The organism is Komagataeibacter ossonobensis (assembly GCF_057359305.1).
The window spans coordinates 25030-45761 of the sequence record NZ_JBXAYQ010000028.1 but is presented as its reverse complement, the minus strand read 5'-3'; the positions used below and the strand labels follow the sequence as shown (position 1 = coordinate 45761).

18 protein-coding genes are annotated in these 20732 nt (G+C 61.4%); 9 read left to right on the top strand and 9 right to left on the bottom strand.

What is annotated here, in order from left to right; genetic code table 11:
* Nucleotides 1-81: 81 nt before the first annotated feature.
* The 3 genes from rho to AC1RQ9_RS13805 all read right to left on the bottom strand — a co-directional run bounded on the left by rho (nucleotide 82) and on the right by AC1RQ9_RS13805 (nucleotide 4222).
* Complete coding sequence (gene rho, locus AC1RQ9_RS13815) at nucleotides 82-1392, bottom strand: transcription termination factor Rho (protein WP_217319360.1); 1311 nt, start codon at nucleotides 1390-1392, stop codon at nucleotides 82-84.
* A 376-nt stretch (nucleotides 1393-1768) separates the two neighbouring features.
* A complete protein-coding gene (locus AC1RQ9_RS13810; RefSeq protein WP_485987437.1) occupies nucleotides 1769-3082 on the bottom strand; it encodes an outer membrane beta-barrel protein in 1314 nt (437 codons plus the stop codon).
* 174 nt (nucleotides 3083-3256) lie between these two features.
* Entirely contained in the window at nucleotides 3257-4222 is a 966-nt protein-coding gene (locus AC1RQ9_RS13805; protein WP_193733141.1) for a magnesium transporter CorA family protein, read from the bottom strand.
* 197 nt (nucleotides 4223-4419) lie between these two features.
* Here AC1RQ9_RS13805 and trpB point away from each other — a divergent pair, with 197 nt between their 5' ends.
* From trpB to AC1RQ9_RS13785, 4 genes are all read left to right on the top strand, one after another.
* Entirely contained in the window at nucleotides 4420-5649 is a 1230-nt protein-coding gene (trpB, locus tag AC1RQ9_RS13800) for a tryptophan synthase subunit beta (RefSeq protein ID WP_193733140.1), read from the top strand.
* A complete protein-coding gene (trpA, locus tag AC1RQ9_RS13795) occupies nucleotides 5646-6482 on the top strand; it encodes a tryptophan synthase subunit alpha (RefSeq protein WP_485987436.1) in 837 nt (278 codons plus the stop codon). The genes trpB and trpA overlap by 4 nt, the downstream gene beginning before the upstream one ends.
* A 217-nt stretch (nucleotides 6483-6699) precedes the next feature.
* Nucleotides 6700-7569, top strand: a complete 870-nt coding sequence (gene accD / locus AC1RQ9_RS13790) for an acetyl-CoA carboxylase, carboxyltransferase subunit beta (RefSeq protein WP_485987435.1) — start codon at nucleotides 6700-6702, stop codon at nucleotides 7567-7569.
* A 21-nt stretch (nucleotides 7570-7590) separates the two neighbouring features.
* A complete protein-coding gene (locus AC1RQ9_RS13785; protein WP_485987434.1) occupies nucleotides 7591-8913 on the top strand; it encodes a bifunctional folylpolyglutamate synthase/dihydrofolate synthase in 1323 nt (440 codons plus the stop codon).
* A 329-nt stretch (nucleotides 8914-9242) separates the two neighbouring features.
* Here the strand turns inward: AC1RQ9_RS13785 and AC1RQ9_RS13780 are convergent, their stop codons facing one another.
* The 5 genes from AC1RQ9_RS13780 to AC1RQ9_RS13760 form a co-directional block, all read right to left on the bottom strand.
* Nucleotides 9243-10658 (bottom strand): sugar porter family MFS transporter, encoded by a 1416-nt coding sequence (locus tag AC1RQ9_RS13780; protein WP_485987433.1) that lies wholly within the window; start codon nucleotides 10656-10658, stop codon nucleotides 9243-9245.
* A 44-nt stretch (nucleotides 10659-10702) separates the two neighbouring features.
* Entirely contained in the window at nucleotides 10703-11224 is a 522-nt protein-coding gene (locus tag AC1RQ9_RS13775) for a hypothetical protein (RefSeq protein WP_485987440.1), read from the bottom strand.
* A gap of 79 nt (nucleotides 11225-11303) precedes the next feature.
* Nucleotides 11304-11801: a transcriptional repressor gene (locus AC1RQ9_RS13770; RefSeq protein ID WP_193733135.1), complete on the bottom strand. Its 498-nt coding sequence runs from the start codon at nucleotides 11799-11801 to the stop codon at nucleotides 11304-11306.
* Between the two features lie 62 nt (nucleotides 11802-11863).
* Nucleotides 11864-12004 (bottom strand): hypothetical protein, encoded by a 141-nt coding sequence (locus tag AC1RQ9_RS13765; RefSeq protein WP_227672680.1) that lies wholly within the window; start codon nucleotides 12002-12004, stop codon nucleotides 11864-11866.
* A gap of 84 nt (nucleotides 12005-12088) precedes the next feature.
* Entirely contained in the window at nucleotides 12089-12583 is a 495-nt protein-coding gene (locus AC1RQ9_RS13760) for a flavin reductase (protein ID WP_193733133.1), read from the bottom strand.
* 123 nt (nucleotides 12584-12706) lie between these two features.
* On the opposite strand from AC1RQ9_RS13760, the gene AC1RQ9_RS13755 reads away from it, so the two are divergent.
* The 3 genes from AC1RQ9_RS13755 (at nucleotide 12707) to AC1RQ9_RS13745 (ending at nucleotide 16770) form a co-directional block, all read left to right on the top strand.
* Complete coding sequence (locus AC1RQ9_RS13755) at nucleotides 12707-13762, top strand: enoyl-CoA hydratase/isomerase family protein (RefSeq protein WP_485987432.1); 1056 nt, start codon at nucleotides 12707-12709, stop codon at nucleotides 13760-13762.
* A gap of 31 nt (nucleotides 13763-13793) precedes the next feature.
* Complete coding sequence (locus tag AC1RQ9_RS13750) at nucleotides 13794-15224, top strand: protein adenylyltransferase SelO family protein (RefSeq protein ID WP_485987431.1); 1431 nt, start codon at nucleotides 13794-13796, stop codon at nucleotides 15222-15224.
* 109 nt (nucleotides 15225-15333) lie between these two features.
* The gene (locus AC1RQ9_RS13745; RefSeq protein WP_485987438.1) at nucleotides 15334-16770 is read left to right on the top strand and encodes a sugar porter family MFS transporter; all 1437 of its coding nucleotides are present in this window, start codon (nucleotides 15334-15336) and stop codon (nucleotides 16768-16770) included.
* A 175-nt stretch (nucleotides 16771-16945) separates the two neighbouring features.
* Here AC1RQ9_RS13745 and AC1RQ9_RS13740 read toward each other — a convergent pair whose 3' ends face one another.
* Nucleotides 16946-18943: a S9 family peptidase gene (locus tag AC1RQ9_RS13740; protein ID WP_485987429.1), complete on the bottom strand. Its 1998-nt coding sequence runs from the start codon at nucleotides 18941-18943 to the stop codon at nucleotides 16946-16948.
* Here AC1RQ9_RS13740 and AC1RQ9_RS13735 point away from each other — a divergent pair.
* The gene (locus tag AC1RQ9_RS13735; protein WP_485987427.1) at nucleotides 18942-19709 is read left to right on the top strand and encodes a DedA family protein; all 768 of its coding nucleotides are present in this window, start codon (nucleotides 18942-18944) and stop codon (nucleotides 19707-19709) included. The two genes, AC1RQ9_RS13740 and AC1RQ9_RS13735, sit on opposite strands and share 2 nt — an antisense overlap.
* Nucleotides 19706-20647: an SDR family oxidoreductase gene (locus tag AC1RQ9_RS13730; protein WP_485987425.1), complete on the top strand. Its 942-nt coding sequence runs from the start codon at nucleotides 19706-19708 to the stop codon at nucleotides 20645-20647. Before AC1RQ9_RS13735 ends, AC1RQ9_RS13730 begins: the two co-directional genes overlap by 4 nt.
* The last annotated feature ends 85 nt before the right edge of the window (nucleotides 20648-20732 follow it).

The following is a 20732-nucleotide window of genomic DNA, read 5'->3' as shown; positions in this document are numbered from 1 at the left end:
CCCAAAAAACTTCTCCTTTCAAAAACAAAAAACCCCGGCTTTGCAGCCGGGGTTTTTTTAATCCGTCACGAAACAACCCGGTCAGGTATTCATCGCGTCGAAGAAGTCGTGGTTGGTCTTGCTGTATTTCAGCTTGTCCAGCAGGAAGTCCATCGCATCCATGGTACCCATCGGGGCAAGGATACGGCGCAGAACCCACATCTTGGCCAGATCGGCCCGATCGACCAGCAGTTCTTCCTTACGCGTGCCGCTCTTGGTGATGTCGATGGCGGGGAACGTACGCTTGTCAGCCAGCTTGCGGTCAAGGATCAGTTCGGAGTTGCCCGTGCCCTTGAACTCTTCAAAGATGACTTCATCCATACGGCTGCCGGTATCGATCAGCGCGGTCGCGATGATGGTCAGCGAACCGCCTTCCTCGATATTACGGGCCGCACCGAAAAAGCGCTTGGGACGCTGCAGCGCATTGGCGTCCACACCACCTGTCAGCACCTTGCCCGATGAGGGCACGACAGTGTTGTAGGCACGGGCCAGACGCGTAATGGAATCCAGCAGGATCACGACATCGCGCTTGTGCTCGACCAGGCGCTTGGCCTTTTCCAGCACCATTTCGGTGACCTGCACATGACGGGTCGCGGGTTCGTCAAAGGTGGAGGACACGACCTCACCCCGCACGGAACGCGCCATGTCCGTCACTTCTTCCGGCCGCTCGTCAATCAGCAGCACGATCAGGAACACTTCGGGATGATTTGCGGAAATGGAGGACGCGATGCTCTGCAGCATCACGGTCTTGCCGGTACGCGGCGGGGCGACGATCAGCGCGCGCTGGCCCATGCCGATGGGCGAGACAAGGTCGATTACACGGGACGTGAAATCACGGTTCGGGGTCTTGCCCTTCCCCTTTCCATTGGCGGGCGGCTCCGCAGCGCCCCCCACAGCCGAATTCTCGACTTCCATCTTCAGGCGGCGTTCAGGGTAGAGCGGCGTCAGGTTATCGAAGTTGATCCGCTGGCGCACGGCCTCGGGCGGTTCGAAATTGATCGCGTTGACCTTCAGCAGGGCGAAATACCGCTCCCCGTCGCGCGGGGCGCGGATCTGACCCTCGACCGTATCACCGGTACGCAGGCCGAAGCGGCGGACCTGACTGGGGGAGATATAGATGTCATCGGGGCCCGGCAGGTAATTGGCTTCCGGTGAACGGAGGAAGCCAAATCCGTCAGACAGAATTTCAAGCGTACCGTCCCCATAGATGGCCTGATCATTGTCAGCCAGCGTCTTGAGGATCGTGAACATCAACTCCTGCTTGCGAAGAGAAGATGCGTTTTCAATGTTCAGACTTTCAGCATAAGCCAGAAGATCTGCTGGGGATTTGGCCTTGAGTTCGGCGAGTTGCATGCAGGATATGCCTATAAGTGGGCAGTTCACGAAAGGAAAGAGAAGCCAGCAATCAGTGTGAGAAGGCGCGCCGATAAGGGGCCTCTGACCATATTCTGATGAAACGGTTTGATGCAGCTTAACTGAGAGGTGGGAATCCCGGGGCCGCCATGAAATGGCATGCTCTGGAATGCGCAGACCATATGCCTTTAATCACGTGGCGTCAAGCATACGCACGCCCCTATGCCACGGAATCCCGGCATCATCGCGATGATTATACTGTCATCGCCCCTGTAACGCGCCATGATGTCAAAATATTCGCATGCCCCCTACCGGGGCTGACCGCGTCTGCACTGATGGATGCATGCGTTCACGATACTGCCTGAAGGCTGCGTGTTCAGAACCCGATGACCGCATCCCCACCAAAGGTGAACATGCCATTGTTGCGTCCGCCATTGAACGGCATGGTGCCATTCAGCGCCCGGTCAAACCGTATTTCGGGACGCAGCATGAAAACCCCGACATGATGGCCAAGCTGGGGACGGTAACTGACGCCCAGCGTCATTTCGCCATATGTCGTGCCATGGCTGGAGGCCGATGGCCCGGGCACGACCGCCCCCCCCGTTCCGGCCAGTGCCTCCATGTAGGAATTGTTTCCGCGGAAGGTCGCAACCATGGCGTTGTTGTTGTCGCGGTATATTTCGCCACGGTAATTGAAGGTCAGGTCGCGGTTGATGCGGTAGCTGAGGAAGCTTACGAAACTTTCCGCATCCACCCCCGCGAACTGCCCGCGCGCGCCGATGCCACGCGTGCCCTCGTCATGCAGGTAATTGAATTCCGCCGTCAGGCTCAACCGGTCATTCACCTGATAATAGGCGCTGATATCATTCCAGAACCGCTGGGTATGATCGGCTTCATAATGGCCAATGGCGCGCCACGAATTTTCCGGCCCGACACGGCTCAGTTCCACAATACGCAGTTTGCCATGCGCAAGGTTATTCAGGTTGAAACCGAAATATCCGGCTGGCGCGCTGTTGTTGTCCGCATGCCCGAATGATGTCTGGTTGCCGGTATCAATGCCGAATGTCACATCCACCATGGGTGTCACATGCCAGTTGAACATCGCGCCCACATGTTCAAACGGCACGGAATATTCGGATGTATAGGCCAGCGTGTAAAAGGGCCGGGATGTCGGATCCAGTCCTTCCACCCCCATCGGGGCCTGCAGGATCCCCGCCTGCATGTCCAGCCCGCCATGCGTCAGCCACGGCAGATGGACATCCATGTGCGCCTGCGCGGGGATCAGCTGGTAGCGTGCGTTCCATTCCCGGTCACTGATGCCCAGGACCTGATAATAGCGTGCGTCCGACCCGTACATGCCCTCCAGCGTGAAACCGACCTGGTATGTGTTCCGGTGCGGATCGATCGCCTTGTTCAGCGTGAATTCGGCCTGGTTCAGTTGGACCTGATTGGCATGATCGGCAAGGAAGTCACCATAGTTGTAACCGGGCTGGGGACGTGCGGGATTGGCCATGATCCCGCCTTCGACCTGCGCACTCAGGGTAATGTCACCCAGCCACCGGGCAAAGCCCGTGTTGCCGTCATGCCGCAGGCTGGAAAAGACATGAACCTGCGCACGCGCCACGGTGGGCAGTCCACCCAGCAGCCCGGTGAGGACCACAAAACATCCCAGCGTACGGTTCGGTTTCATGATGGTCTTTATTCCTCCCCGGCATCGGCATACCCGGGCAGGCACCGATTATCCGCGCGCGCTCCGGCATTCATGAATTTTCTTTTATTTTGTTTCCCTCATCATTGAAACCTAAATCATTGAAATGATTCGATAATATAATAATCATGAAGACGATATGTCAGGAAATGATGCCTATTTTCCCAGCCACCCACGCCGCCAGAACCAGATCAGCGGCAACACCACCGTGGCTGCCATCAGGGCAAGGGAATACCAGTAACCGTATTTCCAGTTCAGTTCGGGTATATCATGGAAGTTCATGCCATAGATGCCCGCTACCAGCGTGGGAGCCACGCCAATAAAGCTGACCACGGTCAGTATCTTCATGCCATTATTCTGTTCGATGCTGATAAATCCAAGCGTCGCATCCAGCAGGAACTGCACCTTGTTGGCCGTCTGGGATACGAAGTCGTTCAGTGAACGGATATCGCGCCCTACCGTGGCCAGCCGCGACTGCAGCCGTTCAGACAGATCATGGCGCTTGTTTTCCCCCAAGAAGATGGAAATCCGTTCCAGCCCCAGCAGGCTGTCGCGCACGGATGAACTCAGGTCACCCGACCGGCCAACCCGGCGCAGCATGTTGCGCAGCAGCGCGCCCGCCTGCGCCTGGCTTGGTTCCTCGGACTGGAATACATCCTTGGACATGCCATCAAGCGCCTGCCCCAGATGTTCCAGGATATCGGCCAGCCGGTCCACGATGGCTTCCAGCAGCATGATCCCCGCCTCGTTGGCGGCCAGGGGTTCAGCCTGTCCCGCCACGTCCCGCGCAACCACGTCAAACGCGCTGAACCCGGTATAACGGATGGTCAGGAGCCGACCGGGCATGAGTACGAAACCCACGGGGGATACGAAAAAGTCATCCGGCGTCTTGCGCACCAGTGGCGTGGAAAGATAGACGCCAGTCCCTTCGGTAAAGAGGCGTGATGAACTTTCGATCTCATCCAGCTGCGCACGGGTGGGCACACGCAGGCCCGTTACCTCGGCGGCAAGGGCCTCCTCCTCCTCGGTGGGACTGAGCAGGTCCAGCCAAGCCGCACCTGTTGCATCCTCCGCAGTCGTAACGGTCCGGGCCGGCGCACCGGGACGATGGGCTAGAAACATGGGCGGTCTTTCTGTGGTTCGGGTCGTTGTTCATCCATCATGCGACAGCAAACATGTCAAATCATGACATGCCCCACGATATGGCAGGGGGCTGGTATTTTACCGCCATCCGGTCCAGAACCGCCTGATACGCGGCCCGGGACGGCTGCATGATGATACCATTGAGCCACGCACCTATTTCTTGCGGAGTAGCGAAGTTGAGCGCAACAGACACACAGGCAGGCGCCAACAGCCTGCGCAGCGGACCGGACGGTCGCGGCCGTTTTGGAATTTTTGGCGGCCGTTTTGTCGCCGAAACCCTGATGCCGCTCCTGCTGGAGCTGGACGGCGCGTACAAGGCGGCGCAGGCGGACCCCGAATTCCGGCGGGAACTGGATTATTACCTCAAGGATTATGTCGGTCGTCCCAGTCCGCTGTGGTTCGCGCGCCGCATGACCGAACAGCTTGGCGGCGCGAAAATCTACATGAAGCGCGAGGAGCTGAACCACACCGGTTCCCACAAGCTCAACAACGTCATGGGGCAGATCCTTCTGGCCCGCCGCATGGGCCGCACCCGCATCGTGGCCGAAACCGGCGCGGGCCAGCATGGCGTGGCCACCGCGACCGTGTGCGCGCTGTTCGGCATGAAATGCGCGATCTACATGGGTGCCACCGATGTCGAGCGCCAGAAGCCCAACGTGTTCCGCATGCGGCTGCTGGGTGCCGAAGTCGTGCCCGTTACCGCAGGTGCCGGCACGCTGAAGGACGCGATGAACGAAGCCATGCGCGACTGGGTGACCAACGTGCATGACACCTATTTCCTTGTCGGCACGGTGGCGGGGCCGCATCCCTATCCGCAGATGGTGCGTGATTTCCAGTCCATCATCGGCGTGGAAACCAAAGAACAGATCATGGCCGCCGAAGGCCGCCTGCCTGATACGATCGTGGCGGCGATCGGTGGCGGGTCGAATGCCATGGGCATCTTCCATCCCTTCCTTGATGACCCCGAAGTCCGGCTGATCGGTGTCGAGGCCGCGGGCTGCGGGCTGGACAGCGGACGCACCGCCGCCTCCATCGAACGCGGCAAGCCCGGCGTGCTGCACGGCAACCGCACCTATCTTCTGCAGGATGAAGACGGGCAGATCACCGAAGCCCATTCCATCAGCGCCGGTCTGGACTATCCCGGCGTTGGTCCCGAACATTCATGGCTCAGTGACATCGGGCGCGCCGAATATGTGGGGGCAACCGATGAAGAGGCGCTGGACGCCTTCCAGCTGTGCACCCGGACCGAGGGTATCATCCCCGCACTGGAAAGTGCCCACGCCATTGCCTACGCCGCGAAGATCGCGCCCGAGATGGGCAGGGACAAGATCATTGTCATCAACATTTCCGGCCGGGGGGACAAGGATATCTTCACCGTCGCCGAACATCTGGGAGTGAAACTGTGAGCCGCATCGCCCGCCGCTTCGCCACCCTGCGCCAGCAGGGCCGTGGCGCCCTGATCCCCTATGTCGAGGCCTGCGACCCGGATTACGACACGTCGCTTGCCATCCTGCGCGGCATGCCCGGTGCGGGTGCGGACCTGATCGAGGTAGGGGTGCCCTTCTCCGACCCGTCAGCCGATGGCCCGACCATCCAGAAGGCCGCGCTGCGCGGGCTGAGGGGTGGTTCTTCCATGAAGCGCGTGCTGGAAATGGTCGCGGCCTTCCGCGCAGGCGATGACGAAACCCCGATCATCCTGATGGGCTATACCAACCCCATCGAGGCCTACGGCCCCGAACGCTTCTGCGTGGATGCGAAAGCCGCGGGCGTGGACGGCCTGATCGTCGTGGACATGCCGCCGGAGGAAGCCGACCTGCTGGCTGGGCCTGCGGCTGCGGTCGGTCTGGACATCATCCGCCTTGTCGCCCCCACCACGCCGGACGACCGGCTGCCGGTGGTGTTCAATGGCGCGTCGGGCTTTGTCTATTATGTCAGCATCACCGGGGTGACGGGCACGCGCACCGCCAGTACCGATGAACTGGCCCATGCCCTGCCCCGCCTGCGCCGTGCCACCGACCTGCCCATCGCCATCGGCTTTGGCATCCGCACGCCCGAACTGGCCGCAAACGCCGTGCGCGCGGCTGACGCTGCCGTCGTGGCCTCCGCCCTGCTCAACACGCTTGAGGGCACGCTGGATCCGGATGGCCGGGCGACAGCCCGCACCGTACCTGCGGTACTGGAACAGCTGCGCGGGCTGGCGGATGCGGTGCATGCTGTAAGCAAACCGGGCTCAAAATAATACATTGATGAAAAACAGAAGTTTTTGGGTGCCGTCTTTTTTCAGAAAGATGGCGCCTTCTGAAGCTTTTTGAAAAAAGCTTCACCAGAAACTTTCTTATGGTTTGCAGGGTGTTTCACGGATGGCTTTCCGCGACACCCCCTGCAATGACAATCTGGCCCAATCGTTCATCTGCCTGTATGGAACAGGCCTCCAGAAAGCTTAAGGGAGAGGCAACATGAGCTGGCTGACCGAATATGTCCGTCCCAAGATCCGCGGCCTGCTCAAGCGGGAAGTGCCGGACAACCTGTGGACCAACTGCGAATCGTGCGAGCAGATGATCCTGACCAAGGACCTGCACAAGGCGATGAATGTGTGCCCGCATTGCGGCTACCACATGCGCGCCACCGTGCCCGAACGGCTGGAATGGACGTTTGACAACGGGGAATATACCCGCATCGAACTGCCCAGGGTGCCGGTTGACCCCCTCTCCTTCCGTGACCGCAAACGCTACACGGACCGGCTGAAGGATGAACGCGCCAAATCCCAGCTTGATGAATCCATGGCCGTGGCCCATGGGCAGATCGGCGGACATAACGCGGTTGTCGCCGTCATGGCGTTCGAATTCATCGCGGGCACGATGGGTGCGGCACTGGGTGAGGCCTTTCTGGCTGCCGCCCGCCTTGCCATCCTGCAGCAGTCGCCGCTGATCGTCTTTACCGCATCCGGTGGCGCACGCATGCAGGAAGGCATGATCAGCCTCATGCAGATGCCGCGCACCACCGTGGGGGTACAGATGCTCAAGGAAGCGGGGCTGCCCTATTTCGTCGTGCTGACCAACCCGACCACGGGGGGCGTTTCCGCATCCTTCGCCATGCTGGGTGATGTGCAGATTGCCGAACCCAATGCCCTGATCGGCTTTGCCGGGCAGCGCGTGATCGAGGACACGGTGCGCGAAAAGCTGCCCGAAGGTTTCCAGCGTGCGGAATACCTGCTGGAACACGGCATGCTGGACATGGTGGTCAAACGCGGCAACCTGCCCGCAACCCTTGGGCAGCTGATCGGGCAGCTCAACTACCGCCACATCGCGCCGCGACCCGCGGCCTGACCCCGAACAAGGGCGCACCCCATGAATGCTCCCGCGCTCGGGCCGGAATTCGTTGGCCGGACAGGGCAGATACTTGAACGGCTGAACCGTCTGTATCCGGCCCTGATCGACCTGTCGCTGGCCCGGCTGGAAACGCTGCTGGCGCGCCTTGGCCACCCCGAACGCCACCTGCCACCTGTCGTGCATGTGGCAGGCACGAACGGGAAAGGCAGCACCTGCGCCCTGATGCGCGCCATAGCCGAAGCAGCGGGATGGCGGGGGCATGTGCTGACATCGCCGCATCTGGTGCATGTGACCGAACGCTTCCGCATTGCGGACAAGATCGTGACGGAACGCGAACTGGCAGGCGTTCTGGAAGAAATCGAACAGGTCAATGCGGGCGCGCCCATTACGGTGTTCGAAGTCCTGACGGCGGCAGGTTTCATGCTGTGCGCGCGCCACCCCGCCGACCTTGCGATTGTCGAGGTCGGGCTGGGCGGACGTCATGACGCCACCAATGTGCTTGAACGTCCGGCGGCATGTGCGATCACAGCCATCTCGATGGATCACGAGGCCTTCCTTGGCAATACGCTGGGGGCCATCGCGACCGAGAAGGCAGGCATCATCAAACCGGGTATTCCCGTCACCACCGGCCGCCAGCCAGCCGAGGTCATGGACGTACTCGTGCGCACGGCCCACGCGCACGGCAGCCCCCTGTGGCGGCGTGACCATGAATGGTCCATTACCCCCGCGCCAGATGGCGGCAGCCTGCGTTACCATGACCGTCATGGTGCGCTGGACCTGCCCCTGCCCGGCCTGCGGGGTGCCCACCAGGTCGACAATGCCGGTCTTGCCATCGCTACCCTGCGCGCCAGTGGCCTGCCCTTGCCACAACAGGCATGGGCGGGGATTGCACAGGCCCGCTGGCCCGCACGGATGCAGCGCCTGTCTGGCGATCTGGCAAGCCTGCTGCCTTTGGACTGGGAATTATGGCTTGATGGCGGCCACAATCCCGGTGCGGGCGAAGTGCTGGCACAGGTGATGGGAGAATGGACGGACCGTCCCACGCATTTGATCATAGGCATGAAGCAGACCAAGGACGCCACCGGCTTCCTGTCGCCCCTGCTGCCACGTGCGGCCTCCATTCAGGCCGTGGCGGAAAAGGACCAGCATCTGGCGCAGCCTGTGGCGGACATTATCGCGGCGGCTGGTGGCCGGGCCGAGGCTGGTCCCACCCTGCATGCCGCCCTGACGCATCTGGCAGCCACCGCGGGGCCGGATGCCCCACCCGCCCGCGTCATCATATGTGGCAGCCTGTATCTGGCCGGTGTTGCCCTGCAACTTGATGGCTGGCAGCCCGACTGACGGACCAGCCCCTGCAGACGCAGCCCCTCCGCAATAGAAACCGTGTTGAAAAGGGTATCTGCCTGCGGGTTGATGCCGGACGGACCGGTCACGAAAGCTTCACCAGAATATAAAGAAGTTTTTGGTGAAGCTTTTTTCAAAAAGCTTCGAAGAACGTCGTCTTTTTGAAAAAAGGGGGGCATCCAAAGACTTTTATTCCGAAATCATTTCCACTTATCCAGTACCACAGGCCGCTGTGCCGGTACGGACAGACAATAAAAAACGGGTGCAGCCATGAAGGCTGCACCCGTGCACCATATCGACCACGGTACAGATGCCATCCGGCCTGCTTACTTGCTGTCAGGCAGCGGCCTGCCCTGCCCGATTTCACGCAGCGGCAGGCCCGCCATAAGACGCTGCTCGATCTTTTCCAGGGACATGCCACGTGTCTCCGGGATGAAGCGCCACGTCACCAGCACGAAAAACAGGTTGAATACGGCAAACAGCCAGAAGGTCGGCCCATTCCCCATCCATTGCAGCAGCGACAGGAAGCTTGCCCCCACGATCATGTTGGCGATCCAGTTGGTCAGCGTGGAGATGGAAATACCCAGGTCACGTCCCTGAAGCGGCTGAACCTCCGAACACAGCACCCAGATCAGGGGACCGGCGGACATGGCAAAGCCGGAAATATAGATCAGCAGCATGAAGACCGAGATGATCTGTTCCGTCTGCCCCAGATTGTGCCGGTTCAGCATGAAACCAAGGCAGCCCATGCCCACGGCCATGATGATGAAGCCGGTATACAGGATGGGCTTGCGCCCCCAGCGGTCCACCAGGCCAATGGCGATAAAGGTGGCCAGCATGTTCACCAGCCCCACCATGGCGGTGCACCACAGCTGCGCAGGCCCGACGTAACCGGCCAGCGCGAAGATCTTGGGGGCGTAGTACATCACCACATTCACACCCGCGAGCTGCTGCATGACCTGCAGCGTCATGCCCAGAAAGATGGAGCGGCGGAAATTACGGTTGTTGCGCAGCAGGCTCCAGCCGCGCTGCTTCTGCTGAAGCTGGCGGCTGATATTCTGGATTTCCTGCATGGCGGCGCTACGGTCGTCACGCAAATCCACCAGTACTTCCAGCGCTTCCTTACGCCGGCCACGCATCATGAGCCAGCGCGGGCTGTAAGGCAGGAACAGCACACCGATCAGGAACAGCACGCCCGGCACGGCGGCAATGGCGAACATGCCGCGCCAGTTACCGGAATAACTGAACATGGTATTGCTGAGGAACGCGATGAAAATACCCGCCGTGATCATGAGCTGATACGTTGAGATCATGGCGCCACGCGCCTGCTCACTGGCGATTTCGGACAGGTACAGGGGGGCCGTGAATGCCGCCACCCCGATCGCCAGCCCCATGATCAGTCGCCCCACGATCATGGTTGGGATCGACCATGCCAGCGCGCAGGCCAGTGACCCCACCACAAACACCGCAGCCCCCACCAGCAATGCATGCTTGCGCCCGATCTGGTGCGACATCCAGCCACCGCACAGGGACCCTACCGCCGCGCCACCCATCATGGCGCTGACAATCCATTCCTGCTGCATCGTGCTGGCATGGAATGTCTGGGCCAACAGATCCAGCGCACCGGAGATGACCCCGATATCCAGCCCGGCCATAAGGCCGGCAAGCGCCGCAAGGCAGCCAATGATGAGATTACGCAGACGCGCCGTGTCGAATCCGGTCGCTGCGGGCTGATTTTCCATGAAAGCCGGTCCTTTGATATTGTTCTTGTTTGCCGGTGATCAGATTATTCCTGCCGGTTAAGGCCGGTCAGTAGAAAGAACGATACACCATATCTTCGCGTCCGGTCAGGATCATGTTCCAGCAATTCATCCATTACAAATCGTTTTACCCTAAAAACGACCGGAATATCCGCTATATGCCCTGCCATATCGTCCGCTTCCATGACTTCCATCATGTTTGCAAGCCATAGTGCCACGCCGGGACGCTCCGTCAGCACCAGTGGCGCGCGCGGTGAAAACACGATGGTGCCCCGGGCCCGGATCGTTTCCAGGTCCGCCTGCGTCGTGACATGGTACAGATATGCATCCGCACCCTCACCCGCCCGTAACTGGCGCACGTCCACCGTGGCCAGGCCAATCGCCGCGATATCAAGATAGGTCAGCACATGCCGGATGCCGGGCATGGGTGCAGCAAACATGTCAGGCTGGTCCGTAGCCGACGGGACGGCCGGGGCATCGGTCGTGCGTCGCGACGTCCTGCCGGGCTTCCGACTGCGTGTGAGGGCGGCAAAGGGCAGTTCGGCCATCCGGCCTTTTCGGCGTTGCACCATGTCCGTGCCCCATCCATGACGGGCCGTTACGGCCTGTTGTGGTCAATCCGGTCCTTCACGCGCATGCCGCGCACAGGCCCTCCGCCTCTATGGTGGTCTGGCGGACTGAAAAACCACGCGCCCGCGTAACCTCCAGCAGCGCCTTGAGGATATGGGGATCATCCAGTTCCGTCACACGGCCGCATTTGCTGCAGATCAGGAACTGCGCGGCATGGACATGCCCATGACAGCCATGCCCCGATTCCAGCATGTGCCGGCAACCGGCAAAGGCGGACAGGCGTTCGATCTTGTGAATCAGCCCCTGTTCCATCAGGAAGTCCAGCGCCCGGTACACCGTGGGCGGCGCCACGGGCCTGCCACGGGTCGTGCGGATCTGTTCCAGCAGGTCATAGGCCCCCAGTGGCCGGTCCGCCGCCAGAACCAGCCCCAGCACCAGCCTGCGGATTTCCGTCAGCCTGACGGCGCGCGCCAGACATACAGCCGCCGCCTGATCAAGCAGGGTTTCCACCCCATCGGGCAGACCGGTTCCGGCCGTCTGTATCGTGCGGGCCACTTCTGGTGCTCCTGTGTCCGGTTACCGGCATGCTCCCCGCGCCCGATCTCAGCCGGGCCGGATCAGTCCGGCAGATGATCCGCCCACATGGCCATAAGCGCCACGAAAAGGGCAAGGCCAGCATGTATCCAGATCAGCCCACGCAGCGTCAAGACAGGAACCCGGTCCGTACGCATGCCTGCCCTGCCGGGTGTATCCTCCATGCCGTCGCCTCCCTGCGCCTGTCGGTCCATCCGGTCCGTCATGGCGCAAAAGACTGGATTTTTCATTAATCCGGAACGTGCGGCCTATTTATCATCATCATGGGGCAACATGTGGTAGGTACGGTTGAAATAGACCAGCCCACCGCGCGGGCTGCTGTTACGCAGGCTTTCCACCGCGCCAAACATGACGCTGTGGGTGCCCACTTCCACAATGCGTTCGATCCGGCAGTCCAGTGACAGCACGGCCTCATCCAGCACCGGCGCGCCGGTGGTCAGCGTGTCCCAGTGGCCGGAACGGAAGCGTTCCGCCTGTTCCAGCGGGCTTGCGAACACACCGGATATGTCCTGCTGGTCGGCGGCAAGCACGTTGATGCACATGGCCGCATCGACACGAAAACGATCACGCACCCGTGAACTTCGGTTCAGGCAGACCAGCACGGTCGGCGGCGTATCGGTGACCGAACAGACGGCCGATGCCGTAAAACCCGCCGGATCATCAAGTGTTCCGGTCGTGACAACGTTTACCGCCGCGCCAAGCCGCGCCATGGCGTTGCGAAAGGTGAGGGCGTCAATCCCCATGGTGCTTATGCCTCAGTAGCTGTTGCATGCCTGTGGTCCGCACGCAGCCGTGACGCCGGACGTTAGCGGGGGTAGCGCATTCTGTACCGGTTGAACACAGCAAACAGCACAAGGAGGCACCATATGGACACCGGACTGATCCACATAAACCATACCGGCCGGCTGGGACGCATCACACTCAACCGGCCCTCGGCACTCAATGCCCTGAACATGGACATGCTGGCATGCCTTGATACCTGCCTGCGCGCATGGCGCGATGACCCGGCTATCGAGACCGTGCTGATCGACAGCGCAAGCCCGCGCGCCTTCTGCGCAGGGGGCGATATCCGCGCCATCCGCGACCGGCTGGAAACAGGGGGGCTGGAAGACGGGGCCATGCCATTCCGGCGCAGCTACCGCCTTGCCTCCGTGCTGGCCGGGTATCCCAAGCCGGTGGTGTCCTTCATGGATGGCATCGCCATGGGGGGCGGTATCGGGCTGGGCGGGCATGTCCGCTACAGGGTCGTGACCGAACGCGCCATCCTTGCCATGCCCGAAACCGCCATTGCGCTGACGCCGGATGCGGGCGGGTCCTACCTGCTGTCCCGCGCACCGGGATTGAGTGGCCTGCGCCTTGCGCTGACGGGGGGACGAATGAACGCGACACAGGCCATTGACGCGGGCTTTGCCGACCGGATGGCCCCTTCCGGCATGCTGGACACCATAAGGCAGGCCCTGACCCACCTGCCTGCGGGACGGGTGATGGACAGCCTGCCGCCATGCCCACCCATGGACGCAGGACCGGATACGGCGACCATTGCTGCGGTATATAATGCCCCTGACATGCCCGAACTGCTGCGCAGGCTGCAGGCCCATCCGGCCGCATGGGCACGCGATGATCTGGCCGCCCTGGGCCGTGCGTGCCCGTTTTCGCTGTGCCTGACCCTGGCTGCCTGGCATGCCGCCCGCGTCCTGCCGGACCTGGACCATGTGCTGGAGCAGGAATTCCAGCTGGTCTGCCACCTGCTGCAACGCCCGGATTTTACCGAGGGCGTACGTGCCCGCCTGATTGACAAGGATAATGCCCCCCACTGGATACCCGACCACGTCGATGCCGTTTGTCCGCATGACATTGCGGCCTGCCTGCATGACCATGCCTGTCTGTCGCTTGGGCTGGTGACCGCCAGTCCGGATCGGTAATAATTAATTATCACACGTAAAGTATATGAAAATGCCATTTTCCGATCATTACACACCCCTTGCCCATCACAGCCGACTGGGGGATGAATTCTATGACGTGGTGCAAGCCGCAACTTTCCCTGCCCACATCCTGCGCTACCGTAATGATGACGTGTCGCCCCGCATCGGTCTGGACACGCTGACCGATGCCGAATGGGTGCGCCATTTCGGGTATTTCGATCCCCTGCCCGGATCGCTGCCACAGCCACTGGCCCTACGCTATCATGGCCATCAGTTCCGGTCGTACAACCCCGACCTTGGCGATGGGCGGGGCTTCCTGTTCGCGCCGCTTGGGGACAGTGTTGACAGCCGTGTGCTGGACATCGGGACCAAGGGCAGCGGCACCACGCCATGGTCACGCGGCGGCGATGGCCGCCTGACACTGAAGGGGGGCATACGCGAAATACTGGCCAGTGAACGGCTGGATGCGGCAGGCGTGCGCACGTCACGCACGCTGAGCGTGGTGGAAACGGGTGAAAACCTGCATCGTGGGGATGAACCATCCCCCACGCGATCATGCGTGCTGGCCCGCCTGAGCCATTCCCACATCCGCATCGGTACGTTCCAGCGCCTTGTCGCCAATGACGACCGCGCAAGCCTGACCCGGCTGGTGGAATACGTGATCGAAACCTATTACCCCCACCTGACGGACGCAGCCGACCCCGCCGCCGCACTGTATGACGCCGCCACAACCCGCATTGCCGAAATGACCGCGCAGTGGATGACCGCGGGCTTCGTGCATGGCGTGCTCAACACCGATAACATCAATATTACCGGCGAGAGTTTCGATTACGGCCCCTGGCGGTTCGTGCCCACGTTCAACCCGACCTTCACCGCCGCCTATTTTGATCATTCCGGCCTGTATGCCTATGGCCGCCAGCCCGAGGCGATGATGTGGAACGTGGCCCGTCTGGGGGAATGTCTGCTTTCCCTTTCCACACTTGAGAAAATCCAAAGTATTTTTGATGACTTCTGGGAACGATATGAACGTTTTCTTGATATTTCAGTGCTTAATCGGCTTGGACTGAAGGAGATTTCAAGAAAATCCTCCACCGATCTGCGTGAATGTCTTTTTTCTTTCATGGATAAAAGCCAGATTGGATTTGAATTTCCGTTTTTTGACTGGTATGGTGGCGAACAGAGCCAGAAACGTGCCATAGCAGGACCGCGTGGAGACTTTTATGGGCAGGACAGTTTCCGTCCCCTGCACGACCGGATCATGCAACATGAACCGGCACGGGGCGTGGACCTGTCACAGCCATATTTCCACAATGGGGCCGCGTGCGTGATGTCTGTCGAGACGGTGGAAGCCATCTGGCAACCCATCGCGGCAACAGATGACTGGTGCCGCCTGCATGACGCTATGCGTCAGGTTGCCAGCATGAAAGCCGCCCTGCAGGTCCATCACACCCGGGACGGTTGACGCCACCCCGGGAACCCGGCCGTTACGGACGAATTATAAGAAGAAGGAAGGAACAGGCACCCGCATGAATAACCAGACCCCATCCGTACAGCACCCCACGCCACAGGCAATGGAACCGTTGCCTGACATGTCCCAGATCGATATTTCCCCCAACGCGCGCAAGACCTTATGGCTCGCAGCCATCGTGGCCGCAATATGCGGCGGCCTCTATGGTTACGATACCGGGATCGTCTCGGGCGCGCTGCTGCTGATCACGCGTGATTTCCACCTCAGCAGCTTCTACCAGGAGATGGTGGCCTCCGCCATTCTGGCTGGCGCCGTGATGGGTTCGTTGCTGACCGGGTGGATGTCCGAACATTATGGACGCCGCAAATCCATCATGATCGTCACGGCCATTTTCGTGCTGGGCGCGCTGGCCTGCGCCTTTTCGCCCGATGTGTACATGCTGATCATCTCACGCGTGTTCCTGGGGCTGGCGGTTGGCGGGTCCACGCAGGTGGTGCCCATGTACATCTCGGAACTGGCGCCAGCGCACAAGCGCGGGCACATGGTCACGATGTTCAACATCGCCATCGGCATCGGCATCTTTGCCGCCAACATCATCGGCTTTGCCGCGCGTGATGCATGGGGCTGGCGACCGATGGTGGCCATTGCCGCCATTCCCGCCGCCGTCGTGTTCGTTTCCATGTTCTTCCTGCCCAAAAGCCCGCGCTGGGCAGCGGAACATGAAAGCCTGGATTCCGCGCTGGAGCAGTTGCAGCGTATCCGAACCTCCGAACGCGACATCCGCCGCGAAATGCGCCGTATTCACGCCAACGCGAACGAGGAAACCGACCCGCGCGACATCGGCTGGCGCGGCCTGCGCCAGCCCTGGGTGCGTCCCGCACTTGTGGCTGCCCTTGGCGTCGCCTTCTTTACGCAGGCGGGTGGTCTGGAAATGATGATCTACTACGCACCGACCTTCCTGTCGGATGCGGGGTTTGGCAGTTCATCCGCGTTGATGGCCAGTATCGGCATCTCGATCATCTATCTGGTCATGACGGTGCTGGGGTCGAACATTGTTGACCGCATCGGCCGCCGCAGGCTGGTGCTGGTGATGGGGCCGGGCAGCGTGGTCAGCCTGATCGGGCTTGGCATCATGTTCCTGCTGCACCCGCAGCCCGGCAGCATGGGCAGTTGGCTGATCATCGCCTTCATGCTGCTGTTCATGGTGTTCAACGCCGGTGGCATCCAGGTCGTGGGCTGGCTGCTGGGGGCGGAGATGTTCCCGCTGTCCATGCGCGGCAACGCCACCAGCCTGCATTCGGCCATGCTGTGGGGCAGCGACCTGCTGGTGACCAGCACGGCGCTGACGCTGGTGACCAAGATCACGCTGGGCGGGACGATGTGGTTCTATGCCGGCGTCAACCTGCTGTCAGTCCTGTTCGTGTATTTCATGGTACCCGAAACACGCGGGGCCTCGCTGGAAGATATCGAGGAAGCCCTGCGCGAAGGCCGCTTCCGCCCGACACGCGGCAATACCGCCATTGTCGAGGAAGAAGAATAATATCCAACGCCGCCACATACGGCTGGCACCATTAAAAAAACGGGCGTTCCGGTCAGGGAACGCCCGTTTTGCAGCAAGTCTGAAATGATAAAAGTTTTTGGGTGCCGCCTTTTTTCAAAAAGGCAGCGTTCCCTGGAGCTTTTTGAAAAAAGCTTCACCAAAAACTTCCTTCCGTTCAAACGGCTTTTACGGATTGCGGGGCCGTCAGGTCCACATGCGGGGCAGGGGAGACAGGTAGCTTGAGTACCTGCTGATAGAACGCCAGTTCCAGCTCCCATGCCCTGCGTATGGTGGTTTCCTGACGGAAGCCGTGACCCTCACCTTCAAATTCATACAACGCACAGGGCACCCCGCGCCCACGCAGCGCCGCGACCATCGTTTCCGCCTGCGCAGGCGGCACGACCCGGTCATCCAGCCCCTGCAGGAACAGGACCGGCACCCTGATATTCGCCACCTGCGTGATGGGTGAACGGGCAAGATAGGTCGCCTCATCCGCGGGGTAGGGGCCAACCAGCGTATCCAGATAACGTGACTCAAACTTGTGCGTATCCTGCGCCAGCGCACGTAGGTCGGTCACGCCATACAGGCTGGTGCCCGCCGCGAACAGGCGTGAGCGCGCCAGCGCCAGCAGCACGGTCAGGCCACCCGCGCTGCTGCCCCGTATCACAATGCGGGCGGGATCGACCTGCCCGGTCGTGGCAAGGTACTGGCAGGCGGCGATGCAGTCATCCACATCCACCACGCCCCACTGGCGTTCCAGCCGCTGCCGATAGGCACGGCCAAACCCGGTTGAACCGCCATAATTGACATCAACCACGGCAAAGCCCCGGCTGGTCCACCATTGCACCTTGAATGAAAAGGCCGGATTGGCCCGCCCCGTCGGCCCGCCATGCGCGACGACGACCAGCGGCGGCTTTTCCCCCTCCGGCCCATGATAACGGGCACTGGCGGGCGCATAGAAAAAGGCGTGTCCCGTGCCCTCACCATCGGGCAGGGGAAAATGGATCGGGGCAGGGCGGGCAATGTCGGCCGGGGACAGCGGCAGTTCGGTTGCCCGGCGCAGGACCTGCGGCATCTGTCCCGGCTGGCCGCGAACCACGGCGGCCGCGTTATCAGGCGGCGCATCCAGCCATGCGAACCCGTCCCCTTCCACCGGAACGGGACAGCCGGAGGGATGGCCAAGACCCAGCGGGGTCACCTCCCCGTCACGGATGGAAACCATACGGGTATCGCCATCGTTGATGACCATGGCAAGGATGCTGCCATCGGGCAGCGGCACGTAACTGCGCAGGCCGAACACCCAGTGCGGCTGACCGATTTCAGCGTCCATGGGGGCCAGCGCCACGGGAGAGGAGGACGTCGTATCGAACCGGTAAAGATTCCACCACCCGCTGCGATCGGACAGCGCCAGAAGCCGTCCCGCTGCGTCCCAGCATGGTTCGATGACCGATTCCGGCTGCCCGTCGGCGCCTGCGGCACTCCACGGGGCGGCAAGGCGCGGTGGGTCATCACCTTCCTGCAGCAAGGTCGCGACACGCAGGCGGGTGGCGTCCCATGGCATGGCCGGATGGTCCCATTCAATCCAAGCCATATACCGCCCATCGGGCGAGGGACGGGGAGATGACAGGAAATCCGGCCCCATGACCAGCGGCGTGCCACCATTGAAAGCCGGGTCAGCCGTAATGGTGCAGTCCAGCACCACGATGGCGGCGGCAGGTTCCTCGTCTTCCGCGCGATGGTCTTCCCGTACGCAGAACAGGAAACGGCCATCGGGACTGAATGTCAGGTCGGCATACCACAGCCCCGCCCCGGTCGAGAGGCAGCGGGGCTTTCCCCCCTCCACCAGCCACAGGCTGCCGTCGCGGCGGTTGCTGAACGCAATCATCCCCTGGCATACGGCATAGGCCCCGCCGCCATATTCATGCACCCGTGTGCCGACATCAAACGGGGCAGGGGTCACGTCGGCCACCTGTCCCGCGCGGGCACGGACCAGTACACGGCGTCCACCCTCGGCCGGGCGTCCCTCGATCCAGTAGATGTCACGTCCGTCCACCCGCACATCCGACAGGGAGACCGTCTTTCCTGCCACAAGCGCCGCACTGACGGGTGAGGGCCATGTGCCATAGGGACGTGTTCCGGTATTCGTCGTGGCGCTGGTGCCGGACTGGGTCATGTTCTTGCTCCTGCCATTTGTGCGTGCCAATGGTATCGGAATTGCACACACCGCGTTTTACGTTCTGTCGTCCGTAACCTACATACTCTTTTCATTTGTGACAGGTAGTCCGCTGCTTCAGCATCTTGAACATCTTTTCCAGCATTATGGCTATGGCGTGATTGGCGTTATTGTCATGCTGGAAAGCATGGGCATTCCCCTTCCGGCTGAAACCCTCGTCATTTCGGCCGCGATCTACTGCGCCACCACCCACCGGCTGGATATTGCATGGGTGGCGGCAGCCGCCATCATTGGTGCGATTACGGGTGACAATCTTGGCTACCTGATCGGGCGCGGGCTTGGTTACCCGCTGCTGGAACGCCATGGGGCAAAGGTGGGGCTTACGTCACAACGCCTCCAGACCGGGCAGTTCCTGTTCCGGCGGTATGGGGGGATCATTGTATGCGCGGGACGGTTCATTGCCATCCTGCGTGTATTCGTGGCCCTGCTGGCGGGGGCGAGCCACATGCCGTTGCCCCGGTTCCTGATATATAATGCGGTCGGCGGCACAATATGGGCTGGTGGATACGCCTATGCCGCCTATTACCTGGGCCACAGGATCATGCGCATTTCCGGCCCCGTGGGAATAGCCGTCGCAACCGGGGGCGGAATCATGATGGTATGTACCATTATTTTCCTGCGGCGGCATGAAGCGCGCCTGACGGCACAGGTGGAAGCCGAAGCCCGGAAGGCAATGCACCAATCCAGAGAACAGGCGGACACATGACCAGACATTGGACCATCGAACAGGCGCCCCGCATGGACGGACGCCTTGCCCTTGTCACCGGTGCCACGGGCGGCCTTGGTTACCAGACGGCCCTGGGCCTGGCCTCACGCGGGGCACGGGTCATGCTTGCGGGCCGTAATCCCGACAAGGGACTGGCCGCCCTGACCCGCCTGCAACATGATGTGCCGGGGGCGGACGCCACTTTCCGGCTGCTGGATGTCGCAAGCCTTGACTCGATCGCGACCTTCGCACGCGAACTGGCTATGGAAACCGACAGGCTGGACATTCTGGTCAACAATGCCGGTGTCATGGGCACCCCCCGCCGTCTGGAAACCCGCGACGGGTTCGAACTGCAATTCGGCACCAATTTCCTTGGTCCCTTCGCGCTGACGGCACGCCTGCGGCCCCTGCTGTGTGCCACCCCGCATGGTGGGCGCGTGGTCACGGTAGCCAGCCTTGCCGCGCTGACGGGCCAGATCGTGTTTGACGACCTGCAGGGTCGTCACCGCTATGCCCCGTTCCGCGCCTACAGGCAGAGCAAGCTGGCGGACCTGATCCTGGCGCTGGAACTGGACCGGCAGGCCCGCGCCCATGGCTGGCCGCTGCATTCCATTGCCGCCCATCCCGGCTGGGCCATGACCGACATCGCGACCAGCCGCCTGAATACAAAGCAGGGTCTGCACGAACGCCTGACCCGTTTTGGCGCGATCTGGGCCTTCCGCCTGATGGGACAGTCCGCCGCCCATGGCGCACTGCCCATTGAATTCGCCGCCATGGCACCGGAAGCACGCGATGGCGGCTATTACGGACCCGGTGGCCGGGGCGAACGGCGGGGCCATGTGGCTGAAGCCTTCGTTCCGCCCGCCGCCCGTGACCTGACCATTGCGCGACGGCTGTGGCAGGTAGCGGAACGGCTGACCGGCACGTCGCTGTCATAGATGGAAATGATAAACGTTTTTGGGTGCCGCCTTTTTGGAAAAAGGCGGCGTTCCTTGAAGCTTTTTCTTATTGGCTGATTTCTAA

What these genes read in the sequence shown, in the direction of transcription:
- AC1RQ9_RS13780 (WP_485987433.1), bottom strand. Translation starts at nt 10,658, where the DNA reads ATGGAAAATCAGCCCGCAGCGACCGGATTCGACACGGCGCGTCTGCGT.
- AC1RQ9_RS13775 (WP_485987440.1), bottom strand. Translation starts at nt 11,224, where the DNA reads ATGGCCGAACTGCCCTTTGCCGCCCTCACACGCAGTCGGAAGCCCGGC.
- AC1RQ9_RS13785 (WP_485987434.1), top strand. Translation starts at nt 7,591, where the DNA reads ATGAATGCTCCCGCGCTCGGGCCGGAATTCGTTGGCCGGACAGGGCAG.
- AC1RQ9_RS13750 (WP_485987431.1), top strand. Translation starts at nt 13,794, where the DNA reads ATGCCATTTTCCGATCATTACACACCCCTTGCCCATCACAGCCGACTG.
- AC1RQ9_RS13745 (WP_485987438.1), top strand. Translation starts at nt 15,334, where the DNA reads ATGGAACCGTTGCCTGACATGTCCCAGATCGATATTTCCCCCAACGCG.
- AC1RQ9_RS13735 (WP_485987427.1), top strand. Translation starts at nt 18,942, where the DNA reads ATGTTCTTGCTCCTGCCATTTGTGCGTGCCAATGGTATCGGAATTGCA.
- rho (WP_217319360.1), bottom strand. Translation starts at nt 1,392, where the DNA reads ATGCAACTCGCCGAACTCAAGGCCAAATCCCCAGCAGATCTTCTGGCT.
- accD (WP_485987435.1), top strand. Translation starts at nt 6,700, where the DNA reads ATGAGCTGGCTGACCGAATATGTCCGTCCCAAGATCCGCGGCCTGCTC.
- AC1RQ9_RS13740 (WP_485987429.1), bottom strand. Translation starts at nt 18,943, where the DNA reads ATGACCCAGTCCGGCACCAGCGCCACGACGAATACCGGAACACGTCCC.
- AC1RQ9_RS13765 (WP_227672680.1), bottom strand. Translation starts at nt 12,004, where the DNA reads ATGGAGGATACACCCGGCAGGGCAGGCATGCGTACGGACCGGGTTCCT.
- AC1RQ9_RS13760 (WP_193733133.1), bottom strand. Translation starts at nt 12,583, where the DNA reads ATGGGGATTGACGCCCTCACCTTTCGCAACGCCATGGCGCGGCTTGGC.
- AC1RQ9_RS13755 (WP_485987432.1), top strand. Translation starts at nt 12,707, where the DNA reads ATGGACACCGGACTGATCCACATAAACCATACCGGCCGGCTGGGACGC.
- AC1RQ9_RS13805 (WP_193733141.1), bottom strand. Translation starts at nt 4,222, where the DNA reads ATGTTTCTAGCCCATCGTCCCGGTGCGCCGGCCCGGACCGTTACGACT.
- AC1RQ9_RS13810 (WP_485987437.1), bottom strand. Translation starts at nt 3,082, where the DNA reads ATGAAACCGAACCGTACGCTGGGATGTTTTGTGGTCCTCACCGGGCTG.
- AC1RQ9_RS13730 (WP_485987425.1), top strand. Translation starts at nt 19,706, where the DNA reads ATGACCAGACATTGGACCATCGAACAGGCGCCCCGCATGGACGGACGC.